This window comes from Paraburkholderia sp. SIMBA_053 (assembly GCF_046534895.1).
Lineage (GTDB): Bacteria > Pseudomonadota > Gammaproteobacteria > Burkholderiales > Burkholderiaceae > Paraburkholderia > Paraburkholderia caledonica.
Map to the genome: position 1 here is coordinate 205,550 of NZ_JAWRXU010000010.1, position 22,501 is coordinate 228,050.

At 62.3% G+C, this 22,501-nt stretch carries 22 protein-coding genes; 11 read left to right on the forward strand and 11 right to left on the reverse strand.

Features of this window, described 5'->3' with window-relative positions; translation table 11 throughout:
- Positions 1-5 precede the first annotated feature (5 nt).
- The 5 genes from SB753_RS25865 to mdcH are packed head-to-tail and all read left to right on the forward strand — an operon-like array spanning position 6 to position 3,655.
- Positions 6-320, forward strand: a complete 315-nt coding sequence (locus SB753_RS25865) for a malonate decarboxylase subunit delta (protein WP_027780258.1) — start codon at positions 6-8, stop codon at positions 318-320.
- The gene (locus SB753_RS25870) at positions 317-1,204 is read left to right on the forward strand and encodes a biotin-independent malonate decarboxylase subunit beta (protein ID WP_087754519.1); all 888 of its coding nucleotides are present in this window, start codon (positions 317-319) and stop codon (positions 1,202-1,204) included. The genes SB753_RS25865 and SB753_RS25870 overlap by 4 nt, the downstream gene beginning before the upstream one ends.
- Entirely contained in the window at positions 1,201-2,016 is an 816-nt protein-coding gene (gene mdcE, locus SB753_RS25875) for a biotin-independent malonate decarboxylase subunit gamma (RefSeq protein WP_410802530.1), read from the forward strand. Before SB753_RS25870 ends, mdcE begins: the two co-directional genes overlap by 4 nt.
- A complete protein-coding gene (locus SB753_RS25880) occupies positions 2,016-2,723 on the forward strand; it encodes a malonate decarboxylase holo-ACP synthase (protein ID WP_410802532.1) in 708 nt (235 codons plus the stop codon). Before mdcE ends, SB753_RS25880 begins: the two co-directional genes overlap by 1 nt.
- Positions 2,723-3,655 (forward strand): malonate decarboxylase subunit epsilon, encoded by a 933-nt coding sequence (mdcH, locus tag SB753_RS25885; protein WP_410802534.1) that lies wholly within the window; start codon positions 2,723-2,725, stop codon positions 3,653-3,655. Before SB753_RS25880 ends, mdcH begins: the two co-directional genes overlap by 1 nt.
- Positions 3,656-3,688: 33 nt before the next feature.
- Here mdcH and SB753_RS25890 read toward each other — a convergent pair whose 3' ends face one another.
- Complete coding sequence (locus SB753_RS25890; protein WP_204523414.1) at positions 3,689-4,630, reverse strand: LysR family transcriptional regulator; 942 nt, start codon at positions 4,628-4,630, stop codon at positions 3,689-3,691.
- A 178-nt stretch (positions 4,631-4,808) separates the two neighbouring features.
- On the opposite strand from SB753_RS25890, the gene SB753_RS25895 reads away from it, so the two are divergent.
- Positions 4,809-5,588: a putative hydro-lyase gene (locus SB753_RS25895; protein ID WP_392395185.1), complete on the forward strand. Its 780-nt coding sequence runs from the start codon at positions 4,809-4,811 to the stop codon at positions 5,586-5,588.
- Between the two features lie 66 nt (positions 5,589-5,654).
- Complete coding sequence (locus SB753_RS25900) at positions 5,655-6,956, forward strand: MFS transporter (RefSeq protein ID WP_020070289.1); 1,302 nt, start codon at positions 5,655-5,657, stop codon at positions 6,954-6,956.
- 95 nt (positions 6,957-7,051) lie between these two features.
- Here the strand turns inward: SB753_RS25900 and yjfF are convergent, their stop codons facing one another.
- From yjfF to SB753_RS25925, 5 genes are all read right to left on the reverse strand, one after another.
- Positions 7,052-8,149 carry a galactofuranose ABC transporter, permease protein YjfF gene (yjfF, locus tag SB753_RS25905; protein WP_020070288.1) on the reverse strand — a complete coding sequence of 366 codons (1,098 nt, stop codon included), beginning with the start codon at positions 8,147-8,149 and terminating at the stop codon, positions 7,052-7,054.
- Positions 8,146-9,189 (reverse strand): ABC transporter permease, encoded by a 1,044-nt coding sequence (locus tag SB753_RS25910; RefSeq protein ID WP_410802537.1) that lies wholly within the window; start codon positions 9,187-9,189, stop codon positions 8,146-8,148. The genes yjfF and SB753_RS25910 overlap by 4 nt, the downstream gene beginning before the upstream one ends.
- Positions 9,186-10,805 carry a sugar ABC transporter ATP-binding protein gene (locus SB753_RS25915; protein WP_020070286.1) on the reverse strand — a complete coding sequence of 540 codons (1,620 nt, stop codon included), beginning with the start codon at positions 10,803-10,805 and terminating at the stop codon, positions 9,186-9,188. The genes SB753_RS25910 and SB753_RS25915 overlap by 4 nt, the downstream gene beginning before the upstream one ends.
- Positions 10,806-11,048: 243 nt before the next feature.
- On the reverse strand, positions 11,049-12,035 hold the full coding sequence (locus SB753_RS25920) for an ABC transporter substrate-binding protein (RefSeq protein WP_020070285.1): 987 nt from the start codon (positions 12,033-12,035) through the stop codon (positions 11,049-11,051).
- Positions 12,036-12,345: 310 nt separating this feature from the next.
- Positions 12,346-12,960 carry an alpha-ketoglutarate-dependent dioxygenase AlkB family protein gene (locus tag SB753_RS25925; RefSeq protein ID WP_410802539.1) on the reverse strand — a complete coding sequence of 205 codons (615 nt, stop codon included), beginning with the start codon at positions 12,958-12,960 and terminating at the stop codon, positions 12,346-12,348.
- 171 nt (positions 12,961-13,131) lie between these two features.
- Here SB753_RS25925 and SB753_RS25930 point away from each other — a divergent pair, with 171 nt between their 5' ends.
- Positions 13,132-13,716: a malonic semialdehyde reductase gene (locus SB753_RS25930; RefSeq protein WP_392395281.1), complete on the forward strand. Its 585-nt coding sequence runs from the start codon at positions 13,132-13,134 to the stop codon at positions 13,714-13,716.
- An 11-nt stretch (positions 13,717-13,727) separates the two neighbouring features.
- Here SB753_RS25930 and SB753_RS25935 read toward each other — a convergent pair whose 3' ends face one another.
- The gene (locus SB753_RS25935) at positions 13,728-14,066 is read right to left on the reverse strand and encodes a hypothetical protein (RefSeq protein WP_027804984.1); all 339 of its coding nucleotides are present in this window, start codon (positions 14,064-14,066) and stop codon (positions 13,728-13,730) included.
- A 400-nt stretch (positions 14,067-14,466) separates the two neighbouring features.
- On the opposite strand from SB753_RS25935, the gene SB753_RS25940 reads away from it, so the two are divergent.
- Positions 14,467-15,630, forward strand: coding sequence for a metallophosphoesterase (locus SB753_RS25940; RefSeq protein WP_408166176.1), 1,164 nt, complete (start codon positions 14,467-14,469; stop codon positions 15,628-15,630).
- Between the two features lie 75 nt (positions 15,631-15,705).
- On the opposite strand, the gene SB753_RS25945 is transcribed toward SB753_RS25940, so the two are convergent.
- Complete coding sequence (locus tag SB753_RS25945; RefSeq protein ID WP_408201543.1) at positions 15,706-16,242, reverse strand: hypothetical protein; 537 nt, start codon at positions 16,240-16,242, stop codon at positions 15,706-15,708.
- Positions 16,243-16,612: 370 nt separating this feature from the next.
- Here SB753_RS25945 and SB753_RS25950 point away from each other — a divergent pair, with 370 nt between their 5' ends.
- A complete protein-coding gene (locus SB753_RS25950) occupies positions 16,613-16,867 on the forward strand; it encodes a GlsB/YeaQ/YmgE family stress response membrane protein (RefSeq protein ID WP_020070279.1) in 255 nt (84 codons plus the stop codon).
- A gap of 64 nt (positions 16,868-16,931) precedes the next feature.
- Here SB753_RS25950 and SB753_RS25955 read toward each other — a convergent pair whose 3' ends face one another.
- The 3 genes from SB753_RS25955 to SB753_RS25965 all read right to left on the reverse strand — a co-directional run bounded on the left by SB753_RS25955 (position 16,932) and on the right by SB753_RS25965 (position 21,116).
- On the reverse strand, positions 16,932-18,446 hold the full coding sequence (locus SB753_RS25955) for an acetyl-CoA hydrolase/transferase family protein (protein WP_131317651.1): 1,515 nt from the start codon (positions 18,444-18,446) through the stop codon (positions 16,932-16,934).
- Between the two features lie 152 nt (positions 18,447-18,598).
- Entirely contained in the window at positions 18,599-18,811 is a 213-nt protein-coding gene (locus tag SB753_RS25960; protein ID WP_410802541.1) for a hypothetical protein, read from the reverse strand.
- 139 nt (positions 18,812-18,950) lie between these two features.
- Positions 18,951-21,116: an FUSC family protein gene (locus SB753_RS25965; RefSeq protein ID WP_410802543.1), complete on the reverse strand. Its 2,166-nt coding sequence runs from the start codon at positions 21,114-21,116 to the stop codon at positions 18,951-18,953.
- Between the two features lie 196 nt (positions 21,117-21,312).
- On the opposite strand from SB753_RS25965, the gene SB753_RS25970 reads away from it, so the two are divergent.
- On the forward strand, positions 21,313-22,308 hold the full coding sequence (locus SB753_RS25970) for a LysR family transcriptional regulator (RefSeq protein ID WP_410802545.1): 996 nt from the start codon (positions 21,313-21,315) through the stop codon (positions 22,306-22,308).
- Positions 22,309-22,501 lie beyond the last annotated feature (193 nt).

Consider the following 22,501-nt stretch of genomic DNA (forward strand, 5'->3'; position numbering starts at 1 on the left):
GCCACATGGAACATCTGACCTTCGACTATCCGGCGCAACGCGCCGTCACGACCCGCGCGCATGTCGGCGTGGTCGGCTCGGGCGATCTGGAAGTGCTGCTCGCCCCCGCCGATAACGCCAACGCGCTGACCGCGCATGTCGTCGTGCGCACGAGCGTGGACGGCTACAGTCACATCTGGAAGAGCGTGCTCGACCGCTTCTTCACTCGTTACGACGGCGCCGCGCAAATCGAAATCAACGACTTCGGTGCGACGCCGGGTGTCGTGGCGTTGCGACTCGCCGAAGCCGTCGAGGCCGCCGAACAGGGAGACGACGCATGAGCACGCTTGCCAGCACGCATACCGCGCCGCTGCTGCGCGACAGCTTCATTGAACTGCCCGCTCGCGAGCGCGCCCGCTCGTTGCTCGATCCGGGCACCTTCCGCGAATTGCTCGGCCCGTTCGACAGGATCGAGTCGCCCTGGCTGCCGCTGCAAGGCGTAGTTTGCCAGGCGGACGACGGCTGCGTGATCGCGCGCGGCACGATCGACGGCGAGCCCGCTGTGATCGCCGCGATCGAATCGGCGTTCCAGGGCGGCAGCATCGGCGAAGTGTCGGGCAGCAAGATCGCCGCCGCGCTCGAACTGGCGCTGCGCGATTGCGAGCGCGGCAAGATAGTGCGGCCGGTCGTGCTGTTCGAAACCGGCGGCGTGCGCCTTCAGGAAGCCAACCTGGGCCTCGCTGTGATCGCCGAGATGCAGGCGGCGATCGTTGCGCTGCGTCGTCATGTGCCGGTGGTCGGCGTGATCGCGGGCATGGTCGGCTGTTTCGGCGGCATGTCGCTCGCGGCAGCGTTGTGTTCGTACCTCGTCGTGACGAAACAGGGCCGCCTCGGTATGAACGGGCCCGAGGTGATCGAACAGGAAGCCGGCATCGAAGAGCTGGATGCAAGCGACCGGCGCCGCGTGTGGCAACTGATCGGCGGAGAACAGCGCGCGGCGACGGCGCTCGCCGATAGCCTCGTCGACGACGACGCCGAGGCCGTGCGCGCCGCCGTGCGTTCCGCGTTCGCGCTCGGCGTGCCGGCAGCACACCGAAGCGAACAGGTCGACGTGTTCTTGCAACGGCTTGCGCGGATCGACCCGGCCAGCGTGACGCCGGAAAGCATGCGCGAGGTTTATTCGACGAAGCAAAACGCCAATCAGCCGCGCAAGGAGCAAGCATGAGCGACACCCAACTGAGCCGCGGCGCGCGCTGGTTCCACGCGCTCGCCGGCGATTCCCGCAGCGCGGCGCCGGTGTGGAGCGGCGATGCGCCGCTCGGCGACGAGACCGCGCGTTTCATCGCCGTCGTGCCCGATCCCGCCAACCGCTTTCCGCGCGCGACCGACAACGTGGTCGGTCTCGAACAAGGCTGGCAACTTGCACGAGCGGTCCGCGAAACAATCGCGGCGGATGCGGCGAGCAGCACGCGCCGCCCTATCGTCGCGATCGTCGATGTGAAAAGCCAGGCGTATGGCTATCGCGAGGAAATGCTCGGCATTCACCTCGCGTGCGCCGCCGCAGTCGACGCATATGCATCGGCTCGCGATGCGGGACATCCGGTTATCGCGCTGATCGTCGGACCGGCGATGTCGGGCGCGTTCCTCGCACATGGCTACCAGGCCAATCGCATCGTCGCGCTCGATGCACCGGGCACGATGGTCCATGCGATGGGCAAGGAAGCCGCCGCACGCGTCACCCGACGCACGGTCGAAGCACTCGACGCACTCGGCGAAACCATCGTGCCGATGTCGTACTCGATGGCCTCGTTTGCGAAGCTCGGACTGCTCGATCAGCTGATAGAAGGCATCGACGCGGATGCACCTGACGCCGCGCAAATCAGGCGCGTACAGCAGGTGTTGTGCGAACAGATCAGCAGCGCACGCACGGGCAGCCGCAATCTGTCGCGGCGGCTGGAATCGGCGGCTGCGCAGAAGAACCGCGCGGCGTCTATCGAAGTGCGGCGGCGGCTCGCTGAACAATGGGATGCCGTGTGATGCGTGTCTGTGCCGCGCCGCCCTTCGCCGCGCAGTCCGCTGCGCCATGCGCCGGGTCGTCTGATACACGTTGGCGGCCGCACGACCTGCTGCACTTACGGCGTCTCGCTGCGTTCGAAGGCGAACCGGCATGGGTCCGCGACGCTTTCGAGCGCGCGCCGTATGCCGTCGTGCGGCGTGCGCTCACCGCGCTGGGCGTCGTTGCAGTCGGCGTGCGCGGCGCACAGCGCTCGCAGCGGTACGGCACGTGGGTGGCATCGGCGGAGATCGTCGAAGCAACCGCGCCCGAAGCGCTCGTGCGGAACGAGCCGCTCGCGGGGCGCGCCGCATTGCCCGCCTTTGTCGCGCTCGCCGCGTTGCAGCGGGACCCGGCCAGCGCATTGAATCGACTCGTATGGGGCCCCACCGGCAGCGCGGGTTTCGAACTGGCAACGCGGAGAAACACGGTGTCGGAATCGAGCGACCTGGATCTTTTGATTCGGACACCCGAACGACTCTCTCGCGATTGCGCCGCAGACTTGCTGGACCGGTTCGACGCGCTCTCGCGGCAAACCGGCATTCGCATCGACGCGCAGCTGGAAACGCCCGCAGGCGGTGTCGCATTAGCCGAGTGGGCCGCGGGCAAAGCACGCGTAATGGCGCGCCACGCAAGCGGTCCGCAACTGCTTGCCGATCCGTGGGCCGTCGTTCAGCGGACTGACGTCTGATGCTCGCGCTGATCTTCCCGGGCCAGGGTGCGCAGACCGACGGCTTCCTGCATCGCCTGCCGCCACATCCCGCTGTGCATTCGACGCTCGACGAGGCTTCTAACGTACTCGGCATCGACGTTCTTTCGCTCGACACACCCGACGCATTGCGCTCGACCGTTGCCGTGCAGTGCGGCCTGACCGTCGCAGGAGTGGCCCTCGCCCGCGCGCTGGCCGATGAAGGGCTGACGCCCGAAATGAGCGCCGGGTTGTCGGTGGGCGCGTACCCGGCGGCGGTGACCTGCGGCGCGCTCGCCTTTCACGACGCATTGACGATGGTTCGCCGTCGCGCCGAATTGATGGAGGCCGCGTACCCATCGGGCTACGGTCTCGCGGCAGTGTCGGGGCTGACGGAGCACCAGCTCGCAACGCTCGCCACGCAGCATGCCGACGCGGGCGAGCCGCCCGTCTACATCGGCAATGTGAACGCGCCGCGGCAGATCGTCATGGCGGGTGCGAACGCCGCGTTGGACAGCTTCCTCGCCCGCGCGTTGTCCGCGGGGGCACGCAAGGCGACGCGCCTTGCGGTCAGCGTGCCTTCACATTGCGAATTGCTCGCGAACGCAAGCAACGAACTGTCGGCCTACGCGCGCACCCTTCACTTCAGCGCGCCGCAAAGCATCTACATCGGCAATCGCGGCGGGCGCCCCTTATACACGGCTGACGCGATTCGCGACGACCTTGCGACCAACATGCGCTACACCGTGCGATGGTTCGACGCGCTCACTGTCATGCAGGAAATGGGCATGCGCGTCGCGATAGAGGCGCCGCCCGGCCAGGTGTTGACCGACATCACCCGCGAACACTATCCCGACGTCGCCGCGCTCGCGGCCAGCACGCTTCCGCTCGAACGACTGACGGCGACAGCACAGCGGCGCCTCGAAACCAGATAGGCACGCCGCGCCTCACCGGCGCTTTTCGGCGCTTCACGGGCGCTTCTCGATCAACTGCCGCCCCATCGCTTTTGCATACCCATCGCAGGCATTGCGCGCAACGCGTGCCGCTGCAAGCACGCCGACGTCGGCGTCGTCGCGGTAGTACATCGCCACGTTGATGGGCGGCGGCAGCGGACGCACCTGCAACTGCCCCAACTCTCCGCTCGTCAGATACGGCTCGACAAAAAGCGCGGGCACAGCCGCGATGCCGAAGCCGTCGCGCAATAGTTTGACGATGACCGCCACCGACGGCATGCACGTCACCTGCGTATCGGCGAGCGGTACGCCCGCGCGCGTAGCCAGCGTGTGCACGATGGCCTCCACCGCGATTTGCGGCGCCGTGCCGCGACCGAACGTGAGTACCGGTTTGCGGAGCAGCGCCCCGACATGCTTCGCACGGCTCGCGGGAATCAGGTCGCTGCGCGCGATCCAGCGCACCGGATAACTGGCCAGCAGCGACGACACGATCGATGTCTCGCGCTCGCCCGCTTCTTCCACCTGGATCACGAGATCGAGTTCGCCCGCGCGCAGGCGAGGTCCGAGCACGGCGCTCGAATCAACAGTCAGGTCCACGACTATGCGGTGGTACTCCAGGTTGAGCATGCGAATGTAGTCGGGCAACCAGCTATGCACCACCGTCTCGATCACGCCGAGGCGCAACCTTGTCGCCAACTGCGTCTCGTCCTGTGCGGCCAGTTGCAGCGAACGCGTGGCGTGCACCACCGAGCGCGCGTGCGCAAGCAGCCGCTCGCCATTTGCAGTGAGCTTGAATTCGGGCGCATCGCGTTCGATCAATTCGACGCCGAGCTCCGACTCCAGCGTCTTGATACGCAGTGAAATCGCGGCGGGCGTTGCGTGCATCGCCGCCGCCGTCGCACGAAAACTGCCGAGCCTGGCGAGCGTCAGGAATGTTTCGACGAAGCGGGTATTCATTGCATCGGGTCTCGCAATCGAGCGGATGAACAGGCGGCATGATCGCCGTAAAGCGGCACTTCCGCCGTTAAGTTTAATTTAACGGAACGGAAGAAAAACTCGCTGGATGGATATTTTTGACGTTACTACTCTGGAACGCATCAGAAGGTCAGTCCGTTAAATCCGAAGCGAGCCGTTCATGTCCTACACGCCATCCGAATTTCGTCAGCAGATACGCAGCGGCCGTCTGTCGGGCCCGACCGCAGGCTTTTGCGGTGACTACGCGCAAGCCAATCTCGCCATTCTCCCGCAGCAATACGCCGCCGATTTTCTGCGTTTCTGCACGCTCAATCCAAAGGCGTGTCCATTGCTGGGGATCGGCGAAACGGGCCAGTGGCGCGTGCCGTCGCTCGGCACCGACCTCGATATTCGTAACGACGTACCTGCGTTTTATGTGTATCGCCACGGCGAGCGCGCCGAAGAAGTGCACAGCCTCAACGAACTCTGGCGCGACGACCTGGTGGTGTTCGCAATCGGCTGCTCATTTTCATTCGAAGAAATGCTGCGCCGCGAAGGCATTGGCCTGCGCCATATCGAACAGCAGGTCAATGTACCGATGTATCGTACCCGCGAACGCAATGTGCCGGCAGGCGTGTTCGGCGGCAACCGCGTCGTCTCGATGCGCCCACTGAAAGCCGCCGACGCAATCCGCGCGATTCAGATCACGAGCCGCTTTCCCGCCGTGCATGGCGCGCCCGTGCATATCGGCGACCCGTCGCTGATCGGTATTCGCGATCTGAGCCGGCCCGATTTCGGCGATGCAGTCGAAGTGCGCAGCGACGAACTGCCGGTGTTCTGGGCATGCGGCGTCACGCCACAAGCCGCCATAGAGAGCGCGCGCCTGCCGTTCGCGATCGCGCACAAGCCGGGACACATGCTCGTCACCGACATTCCCAACGCCTCGCTCGCCGTCATCTAGCGCGGCGCAATTTCATCCGCAAGCCGCGCGCAAGACGCGGCCCATCACGACGACCGGAGTTCAAGCATGGAAACCAAAGCGCAGTTGACCGCGGACGCCGAGCGCTACGACGACTCCGTCGCGGCGAAAGGCCCATTTGCGTGGTATCGGCAGATCTCCGCTGCCGAGAAGCGCGCGTTCTGGAGTTGCAAGATCGGCTACGTGCTCGATGCAATGGATACTCAATTCCTGAGCTTCGTGATTCCGACACTGATCGCGACATGGGGCATCACGCGCGGCGATGCGGGACTGATCGGCACGGTCACGCTGCTGAGTTCGGCGGTCGGCGGCTGGGCGGCGGGCGTGCTGTCCGATCGCATCGGCCGCGTGAAGACCTTGCAGATCACGATTCTGTGGTTCGCGATTTTTACGCTGGCCTGCGCGCTTGCGCAGAACTTCTCGCAACTGCTGTGGGCGCGCGGATTGATGGGGCTGGGTTTCGGCGGCGAATGGACCGCGGGCGCCGTGCTGATCGGCGAAGTGATCCGCGCGCGCGACCGCGGCAAGGCGGTGGGACTCGTGCAGGCTGGATGGGCGATCGGCTGGGGCGTGTCGACATTGCTCTTCATGGCCGTGTTTTCGCTCGTCCCCGCCGATTACGCGTGGCGTGTGCTGTTCGCAATCGGCATTGCGCCGGCGCCGTTCGTGATCTGGATCCGCCGCTTCGTCGAAGAGCCGGAGGTGCATCGGCGGCAAAAAGAAGCTCAGGATGCGGCTCAGGCGCGTCCTTCGATGCTCGACATTTTCCGCGGCGATATTGTCTGGACGACGCTGCGCGCATCCATTCTCGCGACCGGCGTGCAAGGCGGCTACTACGCGGTGACCACGTGGCTGCCGACGTATCTGAAAACCGAGCGGCACTTGAGCGTGATCGGCACCGGCAGCTATCTCGGAGTCGTGATCGTCGGATCGTATTGCGGCTATCTGACGGGCGCCTATGTCAGCGACCGTATTGGCCGCAAGCGCGCGTTCATCGCGTTCGCTGTCGCCTCATGCGCGATTGCGTCGATTTATACGCAGCTTCCGCTGGATAATCTGTCGATGCTCGTGCTCGGTTTCCCGCTCGGATTTTGCGCATCGGGCATTTTCTCAGGCATGGGCGCGTTTTTGACCGAGTTGTTTCCGACGCGGATTCGCGGTTCGGGTCAGGGGTTCTGCTACAACTTTGGTCGAGCTATCGGCGCGACGTTTCCATTCCTGATCGGCTACGTGTCGCAGACGATGACGCTTGGACACGCGATCGGCGCATTCGCGGCGGCAGCTTACGGGATCGTGATTCTCGCCGCGCTTACGCTGCCGGAAACGCGTGGGCAGGCGCTGAGGGAGTGAGCGACGCGGCGGGCGTGGCGCGTTTCGATGGGCGGCTGAGGTTGCTGTTCGACGCCAGCGGCTCTCTCACGCCGCCGGCCACCGCTGATGCCTGCTCACGCCTGCTCGGGCGCGCGTCCTATAACGTGCGAATCCGATGCGCCTGAAGGCTCGGTCTGCCCGCGCTCGCGTCCCGACGTGACGACCGCGCCGGTGCCGCCAGGTCGCCGCACCGACTTTGCATGCCGTTCGATCAGCCGTTGCAGCAAACAGAAAGCGCAAAGCAGCGCGCCGATCACGATGCGGGTCCACCAGGAACTGAGTGTGCCGTCGAACGTAATCAACGTTTGAATCGTGCCGAGAATGCCGACGCCGAACAGCGAACCGACCACATAGCCGACACCGCCTGTCAGCAGCGTTCCGCCGATCACGGTTGCCGCGATGGCGTCGAGTTCCATCCCTTGCCCTTGCAGGCCGTAGCCGGACAACACGTAAAACGTGAACACGGCGCCGCCGAGCGCCGAGCAGAAGCCGCTCAGCGCATACACGCCGATGCGCGTATGCGCGACCGGCAGCCCCATCAGCAAAGCGGAGCGCGCATTGCCGCCTACCGCGTACACGTTGCGTCCAAAACGCGTGAAGTGAGCGACATAGATCGCCCCGAGCAGCGCGACGAATGCGATCAGCACGTTCGCCGTCACAGAGCCGATGCCGATGTCGAGCCGGAATGCCGAGATGGCGTGGAAGGTCGGGTCCGTAATCGTGATGGACTGCGTGGTTATCAGGAAACACAAGCCGCGCGCGAAGAACATGCCGGCGAGCGTCACGATAAAAGCCTGCAGTCGAAAGAAATGAATCAGCGCGCCCTGCACGGCGCCAAATACGGTGCCCATCACCAGAACGATCGGCACGATCACCCACACCGATAAGTGATAGCGTTCCGACAATACCGCTTCGACGATGGTGGTGAGCGCAACCACGGAACCCACCGACAGGTCGATGCCGCCGGACACGATCACGAACGTCATGCCGATCGCAACGATCAGCAAAAAGGCGTTGTCGACAAGCAGATCAAGCAACACCTGCCACGAGAAGAAACCGGTGTACATCACGGAGCCGAAGCCGAACAGCGCGCAGAACAGCAGGATCGTGACCGCAATGGGCAATGTGCGCGGATCGACAATATGCGCCCACGCAGAGAAGAATCGTCTCATCGTGCCACCCCGCGTTGCTTGATCATCTGCAAGCCAACCGACATTGCAAGTGCGCGCGCGGCCGGCGACTGGATTACGCTAACCGTGAGCACTACCGCTGCCTTCACGACCAACGTAGCTTCGGGCGGCACACCGATCGAATACGTCGTGTAGGTCAGCGTCTGGATGATCAGTGCGCCGAGCACCGTGCCGGCGAAACTGAAGCGGCCGCCGAGCAGCGACGTGCCGCCGAGCGTGACGGCGAGAATAGCGTCGAGTTCCAGCAGAAGGCCGGCGTTGTTGCCGTCGGCGCTGCGCACGTTCGAGCTGATCAGGATGCCCGCCATCGCCGCGGTCAGGCCGGAGAAGCCGTACACCGCGAAAACGAGTGCTTTCGAGCGCAAGCCGACGAGGCGAGTCGCAACAGGATTCACACCGATCGCGCGGATAAAGAGCCCGAGCGCCGTTCCCTCGACGAGCGCCGCTGTCGCCAGCACGGCGATCGTCGCGATCCATACCGAGCACGGCACACCGAGCCAGTAGCCGCCGCCGACGAACAGATAGCCGGGCGCGCCGATCGGAATGATCTGCCCCGCCGTCAACAACTGTGCGATGCCACGGCCCGCGACCATCAGAATCAACGTCGCAATGATCGGCTGCATGCCGACAAAGGACACGAGCAAGCCGTTCCACATACCGCTCAACACACCGACGATCAACGCCGCAAGCAACGCCTGCGCGATCAGGCCGCCGGTCGGCACGGGTTGCGTCGCGAGTATCGTCGCCGCGGCAGCGCCGGCGATTGCGACGACCGCGCCCACCGAAATGTCGATGCCGCGCGTCGCGATAACGAGCGTCATGCCGGTCGCGACCAGCACGAGCGGCGCGGCGCGGTTCAACACGTCGATCGGCGCGCCGAACAGATGGCCGTCGAGCATGCGCAGCGACAGGAAATGCGGATTGACCCAGAGGTTCAACGCGCACAACAGCGCCAGCGTCACGCACGGCCAGATCAACGGACGCTCGACGCCGTCACGCGCGAGCCAGTTCGATAGCTTCATTCGCCGCTCCCCGCGATGAGTCGGTAGATATTGTCTTCATTCGACGCCTTACCCTCGACTTCAGCGATCTTGCGGCGGTCGCGCAAGACGGCCACGCGATGACTGACGCGCAGCACTTCGCTGATCTCGGACGAAATGAACAGAATGCTCAGACCGTTTGCGCACAACGCAAGCAGACGGTCCATGATGTCGAACTTCGCGGCGACATCGATGCCGCGCGTGGGTTCGTCGAGAATCAGGAGTTTCGGATCGGTGGCGAGCCAGCGCGCAAGCAGCGCTTTCTGCTGGTTGCCGCCCGACAGAAGCCCGATAGGCTGCTCAGCGTCCGAGGCCTTGATGCCGAGCCGTTCGATCCACAAGTCGGCCAGTTCGCGCGCACGCTGACGGCTGATTTTGCGCCACCATCCACGTCTTGCCTGCAATGCCAGCAGGATGTTCTCGCGAATCGACAGGTCCGCGACGATGCCCTCTTTCTTGCGGTCTTCCGCGCAATACGCAATGCCGTGGCGCACCGCATCGTGCGGCGAGCGCAGCCGTACGGGTTTGCCGTCCACAAGCATCGTGCCGCTATCGGCGCGATCCGCGCCGAACAACAGCCGCGCCGTCTCGGTGCGGCCTGAACCGAGCAGTCCGGCGAGTCCGAGTATCTGACCGCGCTCGACATTCAGGTCGATCGGCTGCAAGGTGCCGCGCTTGCCCACGCCGCGCAATTCGATAAACGCCGACGCTGCCCGCTCGCCTCGTTCCGTTCCGCCCGGAGCGGACGCTTCATGCGCGGCTTCGCGAAGGCGCTCGCTCATGCGCTCGTGACCGACCATCTTCGCGACCAGTTGATCGGCCGATAGATTCCGCGCGAGGTATTCGCCCTCGCGCTCGCCGTTGCGCATGACCGTAATGCGATCGGAAATGGCATACGTCTGCTCGATAAAGTGCGTGACGAACAGAATCGCAATTCCAGATTGCTTAAGATGCCGAAGTATTTTGAAGAGCTGTGCGACTTCGCTGTCGTCGAGACTCGACGTGGGTTCGTCGAGTATGAGCACGCGTGCATCGACGGAAAGCGCTCTGGCAATCGCCACCATCTGCTGCACTGCGATGGGATAGGCGTCCAGCGAGCGCGTCACGTCTAGCGAGATATCGAGGCGTGCGAGCGCAGCTTGCGCGCGGCGTTTGATGTCCGGCCAATCGATCGCGCCAAACCGCCGCGGCTGCCGGCCGGCGAAAATGTTTTCAGCGACCGACAGGTTCGGGCACAGATTGACTTCCTGATACAGCGTGCGTACGCCGGCTGCCTCGGCTTCCTGCGGCGAAGCGAAGGCCACGACTTCGCCCGCGAGTCTGATTGTCCCGGTGTCGGGTGCGATCACGCCCGTGAGCACATTGATCAGAGTGGACTTGCCGGCTCCGTTCTGCCCCATCAGCGTGTGAACCTCACCGGGGAATAATCGGAAATCGACGCGTTGGAGCGCCTTGACGCCAGGGAACGTCTTGCTGACACCGGTGGTGGCAAGAATCGGCTCGCAGGGGTCCACGTCGCCGTCGACTGCAACGGTAGCTGCAACGGAGGGGGTCGTTCTCGTGGCCGGCGGATTCGGTTCGGAAGCGGGATGCGTCATAGACCTCGCTCGAGCGGCGGTGCGTTGGTGTCGTGGTGCCTTGGCGCGTCGTGCCTGTGTTGCCGTCGTTGCGGCAAGCCCCAGCATCGGGTGAAAAGAGACCGTCCGCTGCCCAAGCAATCGGACGGTCAGGCACCGCTGGAGAAATTTTTGAAGCTCGATTACGGCTTCCTCTGCTACTGCCAGCGCTGGATTAACCGTTATGGCATACAGGCAAATAGCGAGGAAGACTAATTACTTTTCCTAGTACTTTCGCGTTGGCAACGTCTGCGCCGCAACGCTCATCGGGAAGACGGTTTCTTCGGTCAGGATGCGCTTCGGCAAAGGCTTGCCGGCCACCACATCCTTTACCGCCGACATGAGTTGCGGTCCGAGCAACGGGCTGCATTCCACGTCGACATTCATCTTGCCCGCGGCCATTGCCTGGAAGCCGCCTTTGGTTGCATCGAACGAAACGACGATGACGTCCTTGCCCGGATGCATGCCCGCCTCTTCCATTGCCTGGATGGCACCGAGCGCCATATCGTCGTTATGCGCATAAACTACATTTATTTTATTTCCATAAGTTTTAATAAACGCTTCCATGACCTGCTTGCCGCCGGCCAACGTGAAGTCGCCGCTTTGCGACGCGATAACCTTGAACTTGGGATCGCTCTTGATCACTTCGATGAGGCCAGCGTGCCGGTCGTTCGCCGGTGCGGAGCCTACGGTTCCCTGCAATTCAGCGATGTTGACCGGACCTTGCGCATCTTTATAGTGATCGGCGAGCCATTTCCCGCCGCGCCGGCCCTCTTCAAGGAAGTCAGAGCCGATCATCGTCACGTACAGCGAGGTGTCTTTGACGTCGACGTTGCGGTCAGTGAGAATCACAGGAATCTTCGCGGCCTTAGCCTCGCGCAGCACCGGTTCCCAGCCCGATTCGACGACCGGCGAGAAAGCGATGACGTCGACTTTCTGCGCAATATACGAACGGATCGCCTTGATCTGGTTTTCCTGCTTCTGCTGCGCGTCCGAGAACTTGAGTTTGATTTTGGCGTCAGCCGCAGCGGACTTCACCGACTCCGTGTTGGCGGTCCGCCATGCGCTTTCGGCGCCGACCTGGGCGAAACCCAGCGTGATCTGTTTGTCCTGCGCATAGGCGCCGGGCGTTGCCAGCGTCAGCGTACCGAAACCCGCGCACAGCGCGAGCGCGCCCAACGCACGACATGCGGCGCGTCGTGTATTCGCCATGACTGTCTCCTGATCGTTGTTGTGTAAGCGACCCCGTCGAATCCGCGCGGCCCTAAGTCCTGCGCGATGCGTGGATCGTGATGTAGCGTAGTGTGCCGGGCCTTAACAGTCCAATCATATGATTCGCGTCGGCAATATCAATTTTGATATAGGACGCGGGCTTACGCGGAGATAGCGGGCGCAAAGCTGCGGGGCGCCAATCCGTTCATGGATCGGAGTGGCGGCAAAGCGGCCAGTGGTTTTTATGTGCTTACCTGCTGAGTGACACGCGCTTTGCTGCGTCCAGGAAGTCGAATCTGCGATGAGGCGTTTATGCGCGCGATGACCGGCCCGCTTCCTCGCGGGGTGTGACCCATCGGAAGGTAAGGTTGATGCGCTCGCCAGCTACGCGCGGCTCTTTCGGCACCCGATGCCGCCATTCGGCCTGCGTCTCGCCCTTCATGACCAGCAGGCTGCCGCTTTTCAGCGAAAACGACTGAACGGTGCCGGTCTTGTTATGCCGCAGGTCGAATGTGCGCGCCGTGCCCAGGCTGACCGATGCGATCACCGGCTGCGGCCCGAGCTCGCGCTCGCGGTCCGCATGCCATCCCATACTGTCGGTGCCGCTGCGATAGCGATTGAGCAGAACGCTATTGAACCGCGCATTGCTGGCCGCTTCGGCAGCGGCCTTGAGTTCCGCGACTGTGGGCGTCCACGGTTGCGGCAGATTGCGTATGCCGGAATAGACATACACCGCGTCGGGATCCCCCTGCCACGCGGTTAGCCGCGGCAGCGCGACGCGGCCGCCGGGCGTACCCATCGTATCTTGCCGCCATTCGACTTCGGCTAGAAGTTGCGCAAGGCACTGCTCGGCTCTATCGGGCGCGAGCCAGTCGGGATACCAGGCGACGTCAGGCGTCGGAAGGTCATCGAATAGGTCCGTCATATGGTTGCTTGAAACGAGTGCGAAGCGTGCGCAATGGAACGTTGACTATTATGGTGGCAAAGACGACCCGCCTGCGTTAGCGGCTTGCGGTTTCATTGGACTCGGCGGGTGCGTCTTTTGGGGCTTCTCATTGCGCTGCGATCGCGGCGCCACCTTCACTGGACCATTACGATGAATTTATCCGATCAGGCGTTCGACCAGTTGTTTCGGGAAGCCCGGACGTACAGTGCCTGGCAGCCGAAACCCGTTGATGACGCATTGCTCGAGCAACTCGTAGAGTTGACGCTGCTCGGCCCGACATCGGCCAATTGCAGTCCAGGACGGTTCGTCTTTGTCAAAAGTCCGGCCGCCAAGGAGAAGTTGCGGCCAGCGTTGTCCCCCGGTAACGTGGACAAGACGATGGCGGCGCCCGTGACGGTCATTGTCGGGATGGACATGGCATTTTATGAGCATCTGCCGAAGCTTTTCCCGCATGCCGATGCGCGTAGCTGGTTTGCCGGTAACGACAAGGCAATTGCCGACACGGCGTTTCGCAACTCGACGCTACAAGGTGGATACCTGATCCTTGCCGCTCGCGCGCTTGGTCTCGACGCCGGCCCAATGTCGGGCTTCGACGCAACCCAAGTCGACGAGACGTTCTTCGCCGGCACGACGATCCGGTCGAACTTCCTGGTCAATCTCGGTTACGGTGATGCGTCGAAACTGTTTCCGCGCAGCCCCCGCTTGAGCTTTGCCGAGGCCGCGCGGATAGTCTGACGCACGCCGTTTCAGGTGAAGATTGCGATGTAAAACACGACGACGCCTATCACCGCGCCGACGAAGCAGAAATTTTCTACGGTTTCGTCGCCATTGGAGCGCAGCCAGGCGCCGACAACCCCGAACAGCCCCGCAATACCGAGCGCGACGCACAGCATTACGACACCGAATAGCGCGCTCTTGCCGACCTCGGAGAAGTCGATGTTGCGCACGCCGAGGTACAAACCCAACGCCATCAACGACAGGCCGACGAGAGGCAGCATCACATGACTGCCCTCGTATCCCACGTGATGAGTACGGCGCGCAGGCCCCCCGTGGTGAAAACGATGGCCTGATCGGAGCAGCTTCATGATCGCCTCCTGCCTCGCCTTTGTGGCGATAACGCCGACTGAATTCGACCGCTGTCGTGTCGATAGACGTTGCAGCGATTCTTTCCGCCAGCCGGCTTACTTTCAGAATAGTCCACGCCTACGCTTAATTCAAAGCCCATTTAATTAGGGTTATCAGCGTGCTGAGCCATGCTCATGGTGGATGGCTTTAGGCAAATGCCTTGTCGACACATGGCCCGCCTGCCGCTATCGCTGCGCTGCAGCGAAACACTCGACTGCGCGCGGACACTCGTGCATTTCACGCGCCGGCACGCCGTTGCGCATGCCGGTAGAATGAGCCAGCCCGTCGGTTACATCGCCGCAGCGACTGGCCACCGCCGGCGCTTCATCCTTCCGGCCCCTACCCGCCCTCACGTTCTCTATGCGCCGCTCATCGTTCCTTGTACGCCTGATCCTGATTGGCATCCTGCTGCACATTTACGTCGGCTTCCGTTTGATACCGGACATGCCGGTCGGCACGACCGTCCGCACGCTGGCAGGCTTGTGGCTGGTGCTGTCGGTCCTGCTCATTCCGCTCGGCATGCTTGCGCGCACGATCAAACAGCAACCGCTCGGCGACCGGCTCGCGTGGGTCGGCTTGCTGGCAATGGGCTTCTTCTCTTCTCTGCTGGTTCTCACATTTGCGCGCGACCTGGTGCTGGCCTCACTGATGACCGTGGACGCGATCTGGCCGGGCACAATCGCCCTCGCTCGTTGGCGGACCGGCACCGCCGCAGCCGTGCCGTTGCTTGCAATACTGTCCACGCTGGTCGGCCTATTCAATGCCCGCCGCCGCGCCCGCGTCGTGACGATCGACGTGCCGATCGAAGATCTGCCAGCCGCCCTCGATGGCTTCACGATTGTTCAGATCAGCGACATCCACGTGGGCCCGACCATCAAGCGCCGCTATGTAGACGCGATCGTCGACGCGGTGAATCATCTGAAGCCTGACCTCATTGCCGTGACAGGCGACGTGGTGGATGGCACGGTCCCACAGCTGACTCATCACACACAGCCGCTCTCGCGCCTGAGTGCACGTCACGGCGCGTTCCTGGTTACTGGCAATCACGAGTATTACGCGGGAGCCAACGCGTGGATCGACGAATTCCGGCGCCTCGGACTCAACGTGCTACTCAACGAACACGTGATCGTCGAGCATGACGGCGCGCGCGCCGTCATTGCCGGCGTAACCGATTATTCGGCTGGCCATCATGATCCACTGCACCGCAGTGACCCGATGGCAGCGATCGCGGGTGCACCGGGCGACGTGCTGATCAAAGTGCTGCTCGCGCACCAGCCACGCTCCGCCGAAGCAGCCGCTGCAGCCGGCTTCACGCTGCAACTGTCGGGTCACACGCACGGCGGCCAGTTCTTCCCATGGAACTTCTTCGTGCGGATTCAGCAACCGTTCACCGCTGGCCTCGCACGCCTGAACGGATTGTGGGTATACACGAGCCGCGGCACCGGTTACTGGGGACCGCCGAAGCGCCTTGGCGCACCTTCGGAGATCACCCGTGTGCGCCTTGTGCCCGGCGTGCCGGACTAGGCGTCGCTCGAAGCGGCGTTCGAAAGCACATGCTCTGTTCGCTCGACGCAACACGCCGGCACATGAAAACGCTCATTACTGCGCGGGGGCGACCGCGACATTGATTTGCGGCGCGAACGCCACCGACACTTGCATGCCCGGCGTTACGTTCGCCAGCTTTGCCGGATCGCGGCCCTGAAGATGGAAGACTGAGCCGTTTGCGTCTTTCAACGCCATCACGCCGGAAGCATGGTCGATTGCCTGCACTTGAGCGCTTACGTTCTGTTCGGGGTTAGTCTGCCCGAGTGACGCAGCGGGAGCAGCGATTGCGCCTTCCCCGTTCGCACCGTGCGTAACCCGGATTACAGCGGTACGCATCATACGGATATGTACCTTGCCGCCTTGACTGATTCGCGCCAGGTCTCGGCTATCCGTAATGTCGAACGACGCCTCACCGCCCTGCACGTCTCGCACAGTTACGGAATGCTTTGCACGGTCGACAGATGTCACGACACCTTCCGCCTGCAGGGTACTGCTTCCTTCAAACGGAGCAGGCAAACCTGCGGCGAAGGACGCGAACGGGGCGGCGGCAATCAACGCGCCCGCAATGATGCCAAGAGCTTTAGTTTTCATACATTCCTCGACGACATGAACGGCAGAGAACGGCGGAGAACCGATGCGGTTCAGCGAACTGGCTATTTTTCCAGGCAGGCTTTCCAGGCATGCGTAACGATCTTGCGATGCCCAGACAAATACAAAACGTGCGGATAGTGTGTTTATCGTGATGACCGCCGTCAATATTTGGACTCCGTATTACTTTGTCGATTGGTCTGCGCTGATCGTCGAAATTTCCTGGTCGCTTTGGCCCGCGTGCGTTGTCTACATCTGGCTTACAACAGTTTCAGACAATGTTAATTCTGCATCCTGAATATGGACTGCCCCACCGGCTTCGACTAAGCTTTGTCACCGCGTTTTTTCTACATTCAACCATGGAGTCTCGATTATGGAACACGGCATCATTGCCTGGCTTGTCATCGGCGCGATCGCTGGCTGGCTGGCCGGCGTGCTCGTCAAAGGCGGCGGCTTCGGCCTTATCGTCGACATCATCGTCGGCATTGTGGGCGCGTTCATTGGCGGTTGGCTCGCCGGCGTGCTGCACATTTCGCTGGGTGGCGGCTGGATCGGCTCGATCATTACTGCTGTGATCGGCGCGGTCATCCTGCTGTTTATCATCCGCCTCGTTCGGCGCGGCGGCTAACGTAGCGCTTGTTGCACAAAGCTGGCGTCGGGGGCAACGTACCTGACGCCAGCTTTGTCCTGGCTTAAGCAGCTGCCTGCGCCGCCGGCAACATCGACCCAGTGTCGCGTAGCCGCGCATGCCAGGCGAAAGCCTCTTCGAGTCGATGCGGTGTCTGGCCTCCGGCTCGCAACGCATCCCGGTAGTAGTCGCGAAGCAGCTCACGATATTGCGGATGCACGCAGTTCTGAATAATGAGCGTGGCGCGTTCGCGCGGGGCGAGACCGCGCAGATCAGCCAAGCCCTGTTCGGTCACGACCACGTCCACGTCATGCTCGTTGTGGTCGCAGTGGGGAACCATCGGCACGACGCTGGAAACGCGACCGCCCTTCGCCGTCGACTTGGTCGCGAAGATCGCACACGACGCATTGCGTGCAAAGTCGCCCGATCCGCCGATGCCGTTCATCATATGCGTGCCGCCCACATGCGTTGAATTCACGTTGCCGTAGATGTCGAATTCGAGTGCAGTGTTCAATGCGATCAGTCCGAGCCGGCGAATCACTTCGGGATGGTTACTCACTTCTTGCGGGCGCAACACGAGGCGGCTGCGGTAACGTTCGAGCTCGCCGAACACCTGCGCCTGACGCGCGGCAGATAACGTGATCGACGCACCCGAGGCGAACGTAACTTTCCCTGCATCCAACAGGTCGAAGGTGGAATCCTGCAGCACCTCGGAGTAAATTTCGAACGCGTCGAAAGGCGCATCCACGAAGCCGGCCAAAACAGCGTTCGCGATCGTGCCTATGCCCGCCTGCAGCGGTGGCAAACGTCGCGGCATACGTCCGTGCGCAACTTCATGCTGGAAGAATTCGATCAGGTGACCCGCTATCAGATTCGTCTCCGTGTCTGCGGGCAGCACTGTAGAAGGGCTATCTGGCTTGTCGGTTATAACGATCGCCGCGATTTTTTCGGCTGGAATTTCGATCGCCGGCGTGCCGATTCGATCGCGCGCATGAACGAGCGGGAGCGGGTCGCGATTCGGCCGGCGGCCTGGAATCCAGATGTCGTGCAGCCCCTCCAATGCGAGCGGCTGCGCCAGGTTGATTTCAACAATGACCTTATCGGCGAGTATCGCGAAACTTGCCGAGTTTCCCACCGATGTGGTCGGCACTATGCCGCCGCTTTCCGTGATAGCCACGGCCTCGATGATCGCGACATCGAGTTTGCCGAGCTGGTTGGCGCGCAGCATTTCGACCGTCTCCGAGAGATGCTGGTCGACGAACATCACCTCGCCGCGGTTGATTGCGTCGCGCAGCGTCTTGTCGACCTGAAACGGCAACCGGCGCGCCAGCACATGAGCCTCGGTGAGCATGCGGTCCACGTCATGGCCGAGCGACGCACCCGTCATCAAGGTGATGCGCAGCGGTTTGTCTGCGTGGCGAGCGCGCTCGGCCAATGCAAGCGGAACAGCTTTGGCGTCTCCCGCGCGCGTGAAGCCGCTCGCGCCCACGCGCATGCCGTCCTTAATTGCGAGTGCTGCGTCGGCGGCGGATGTAATCTTATTGCGCAGCGAATCGCAGCGAATCCGGTCTTCGTACATGAAACGGGTCCCTCCATGGTCAGCGATCGCTCTACCGGTGCGCGCGTCTGCGGTGCGCTTTGGTCGGCGGTCGACTTGTCGCGGTGGCCGCGGCGTCATCATCCATGCGTCGCGACACGCTCTCGAACGCGGCGTAATGCCGCTCGATGCTACTAGCTGCCGAAGTAAATGTTGCAGAAGCTCACAGGGCCGACGCACTCGTCGGCGTTGTTCGCAGGCGCGACAGCCGGCTTCGCCGGGACAACGCTATCGTTGCTTTGGGCAATCGCCTGCGGCGCCTGCTGTTGCGGGGCGACCTGCGGCGTTTGTGCATGAGCGACAGCGGCAAACAGAGAGCACACGGCCAGGACAGTCTTCAATTTCATTTCGTTCTCCAGGACTAACGGTTACTGCGTGACAACGATGAAACTATATGGCCGCTGTATGTGCGAATAAACGGGGCTGCCCAGAAGTGACCTTTCCATCCGGCGGAAAGATCGCGCGTGACGCAGACGCCTATTTTCGTCAGCGCGATGCGAAAGGCGCATCTTTGTCCAGCAAAGCTGTGCGGATGAAATGAAGGCAACTGAGAATGCGCTGCACGTCGTGACGTTCGCCGGGATCTGTGCGAACCGCAGCCGACAAGTCCTGAGCGATCCAGATAGCCGAGCGAACCGCTACGAAGGCGCCGTCCAAAGTTCGCGCGTCGGGCCGCTCGAACAGCTGCGCGAGACGATCGAGCACGGCTTCGACAGCCGGACGCCAACGCGGATCGAGCGGTTGCAGATAATGGGCACGGCTCGCTTCGTTGCGCAGATCGATTACGGCGTGGCCCACTTCGAGCGTCGCCAGCATCCAGCGCAACGCGTGACGGCGGCGCCGCGACCGCCGCGTCAGCAGTAGACGCAATTGCGAAGCGAGGTCGTGGGTACTCGACTGAAAACGTTGGTTGAGTTCCGGCCGCTGGTCTTTGCATGCGAGCACAGCTTGCGCCCGCAGATCGCCTATGATTCGTTCGATGAGCCACCGCATATCGGCGGGAAAGACCGTGGCGAGGACAATGGCGGCCAGAAACATCGATGCTGTGAGCGCAACGCCGTTGTTGATGAGCAGGTCAGGTTCGAAGACCACGACGTTATCCGGCGCAGCGAGTAGACAGAAGAACACCGAAAAGCCGACGCCGAGCCCCGCTGTCCGCTTCCGCGTCGCCAGATACGCACCTGTGGCCAACACGGGCGCAAGCATTACGCAGAGAAGTGGAAAGCCGTCGATGTTCGGGTACACATAGCAGGTGAATGCGTAACCAACCAGGGTCGCCAATGCGGAACCGAGCCCCATCTGCACAGCCATGTTTGTAGGGTCCGGCGCGGTCGACGTCAGCGCGCAAGCGAGCGCTGCGCCAATCACAACAAGGCCGCCGCTCGGCCAGCCCGTCCCAATCCAGAAGCAGGCGGCGATGCCCATCACCGTAGCTGAGCGGATGAACGTGAAGGCAACCACATAACCGTTCGTTATGCTGACGTAGTGGTTTGCGCTGCGTTCTTGTGGACGATCTTCGCGCCGGGCAAGCGCGCTGTAAGTGTCCGAGTATTTCGCGCATTCATCGACAAAGCGGTATAGCAGTTCTGCTGCTGTGTCGAAATCCGCCAGCAATTCTGCCGACGCCTCGTGCAACTGCCCTCTTATCTGCCGGACATGCCGCGGAAGCGCCGTCTGAAATTGGCGTAGTCGGGCGCTGACATGCGATACATCGACAGATGCGTCCCGCCGCAATGTGAGCAGTGCCGCCAGTTCACGAAGGCACGGGTCGATCGTGGCCATTGTTGCGGACGCGTTGCCGGCGTGAGAGCGCTTGAGCAACTGATGCAGCGCATGCAGACGCGCGCAGGCATCCATGAACTCGCTGTTCAGACGGCCGAGGCGATGACTGCGCAAACGCATCGCCGGGTCTTCAAAGGCGGCGAAGATGCGCGTTGCTTCAAAGCCAACGATTTCGTCGACGAGAGCCGCGAAACGCCGCTCGAACGCGCTGCGACTGACTTGGCGCGAAAGCACGTCGGCCGCGAACGCAGTAAAATTACAGTACCGGAGTTCCAATGCGCGCAGTAGCGCAAGGCTCGAGCGCTGAGGCACGATCAACGCACTTACCGCGCTTGAGCACACGATCCCAACCGTCACTTCGGCTGCGCGCGTGAGCGCCGCGAGGAAAAGATCGTGCGGAGCCGCGACGGTCGGAATGCCGATCAGCGCCGCCGTGTAACCCGCGAGAACAAAGCCGTACCATCTGAAATGCCGATACCGGACTGCCGCTGCGATACACGCGCTGATCCAGATGGTCATGCCGAGCATGTGCAACTCAGCCTGCTGGACGAACAACGCGCCGAGCGTCAGCGCTGCCATCGCGCCCACCGCCGTTCCGACAATCCGATAGAAGCTCTTCGCGAGCACCATCCCGCTGAACGGTTGCATGAGCACGAACACGGTGCTCATGGCAATACGCGGTTGTGGCAAATCCAGCACCATCGCTATGCCTAGTGCCAGCAATCCTGCGGTGACCGTCTTCAGTAGGTGCAGCCAGACGAGTCCGTCCGTACTCACCCAGTCGCGAAAGCCTGGGCTCAAATCGCGCAATAACGCGTGCCACTTTTCAATGGAATCTGAGGTTGGACTGATCGCATGTTTGCGTTTCATTGGAAGGCAATGCGCCTGGGCTTATCGCGGAAGAAAGCGCCGGTTCATGTGGACACCGGCCAGCAAGGCGCCGATTGTAGAAGCATGCGATGTCCGTATTAACGGGCCGGCCGCGGAACGTCCCTTCCAGAACAAACAACAATGAGCTGATCAGTCGAGCGGACAATACGTCTTCAGCTATGAAATAGAAGGTTTGATGGATACGTTACAAAACATGCGGGTGTTCTCGCGCGTAGTGGAAGCCGGCAGTTTTACCGCTGCCGCGCAGTCCTTCAATTCGACGACTGGCGCGATGTCGCGCGCAGTGTCCGAACTCGAGGCCCATCTGCGTACACGCTTGTTGAACCGTTCGACGCGCCGTCTTGCGCTGACTACCGCCGGCGAGCGCTATCTGAAGCGATGTCAGCAAATACTTGCCGACGTCGATACCGCCGAAGAAGAAGCCAGCGGCGCGCATGAGCGCCCGAGCGGCCCGCTTCGCATGCATAGCTTTGCGAGCATTGGACAACACTACGTGCTGCCGGCCATCGCACACTATCGCGCGCTTTATCCCGAAGTGACCGTTGAGTTGACACTGTCGCAGCGCATACCGGATCTTTTCGAAGGCAGCGCGGATGTGGCGGTGATTGGCGCTTCTGCGCTACCCGATTCCGACCTTGTCTCGTTCCCGCTTGGTACGACGTTCAGCATACTTTGCGCATCGCCCGCGTATCTCGCAGCGCGCGGTGCGCCCGAACAACCTGCCGATCTCGCGCATCACGAGTGCCTGATCTTGCATACGCCTGCGTTTGCGCCGCACGAGTGGGTTCTCGACGGCCCCAACGGCAGCGAGGTGATGGAAGTCGACGGTCCTGTGCAGGTGAATATTGCGGAGTCGTTAATCGTCGCGATCCAGGAAGGCATGGGAATTGGCATGGTGCCGCTTTACGCTGCCATCGCGGGATTGAGGGATGGCACGTTGGTGCGGGTATTGCCGGACTATACGCTGCAGAAGATGAACGTTTATGCGCTGTATCCGTCGCGGAAGTTCATCGACGCGAAGACGAGGACCTGGGTCGAGTTTTTGCGCACGCATTTGCCGAAGGTAATCGCGCGCGATGAGGCGTTGTTGGCCGACATGCGTCAAATGGATGCCGTTGCGGGCGCGCTGCCTGGAGTCGTTGCGGGATTGGCTGAAGGAATCACGAAGTAATAAGCTAGCGGCGGAAACGCCGCCGCGGCTCTGGACCGCGGCGGCGAAGCTATCTGGGGTCGGCAGGCAGTGAGGGCTGACGCGGCCTCGCCGTTTATCGGCGCGTTTTTTCGCCGCGTAAACGCAGAAACCCCACCTTTTGTGGGGTGGGGTTTCTGATGCTGCTGGGGAGCCTGACGATTACCTACTTTCA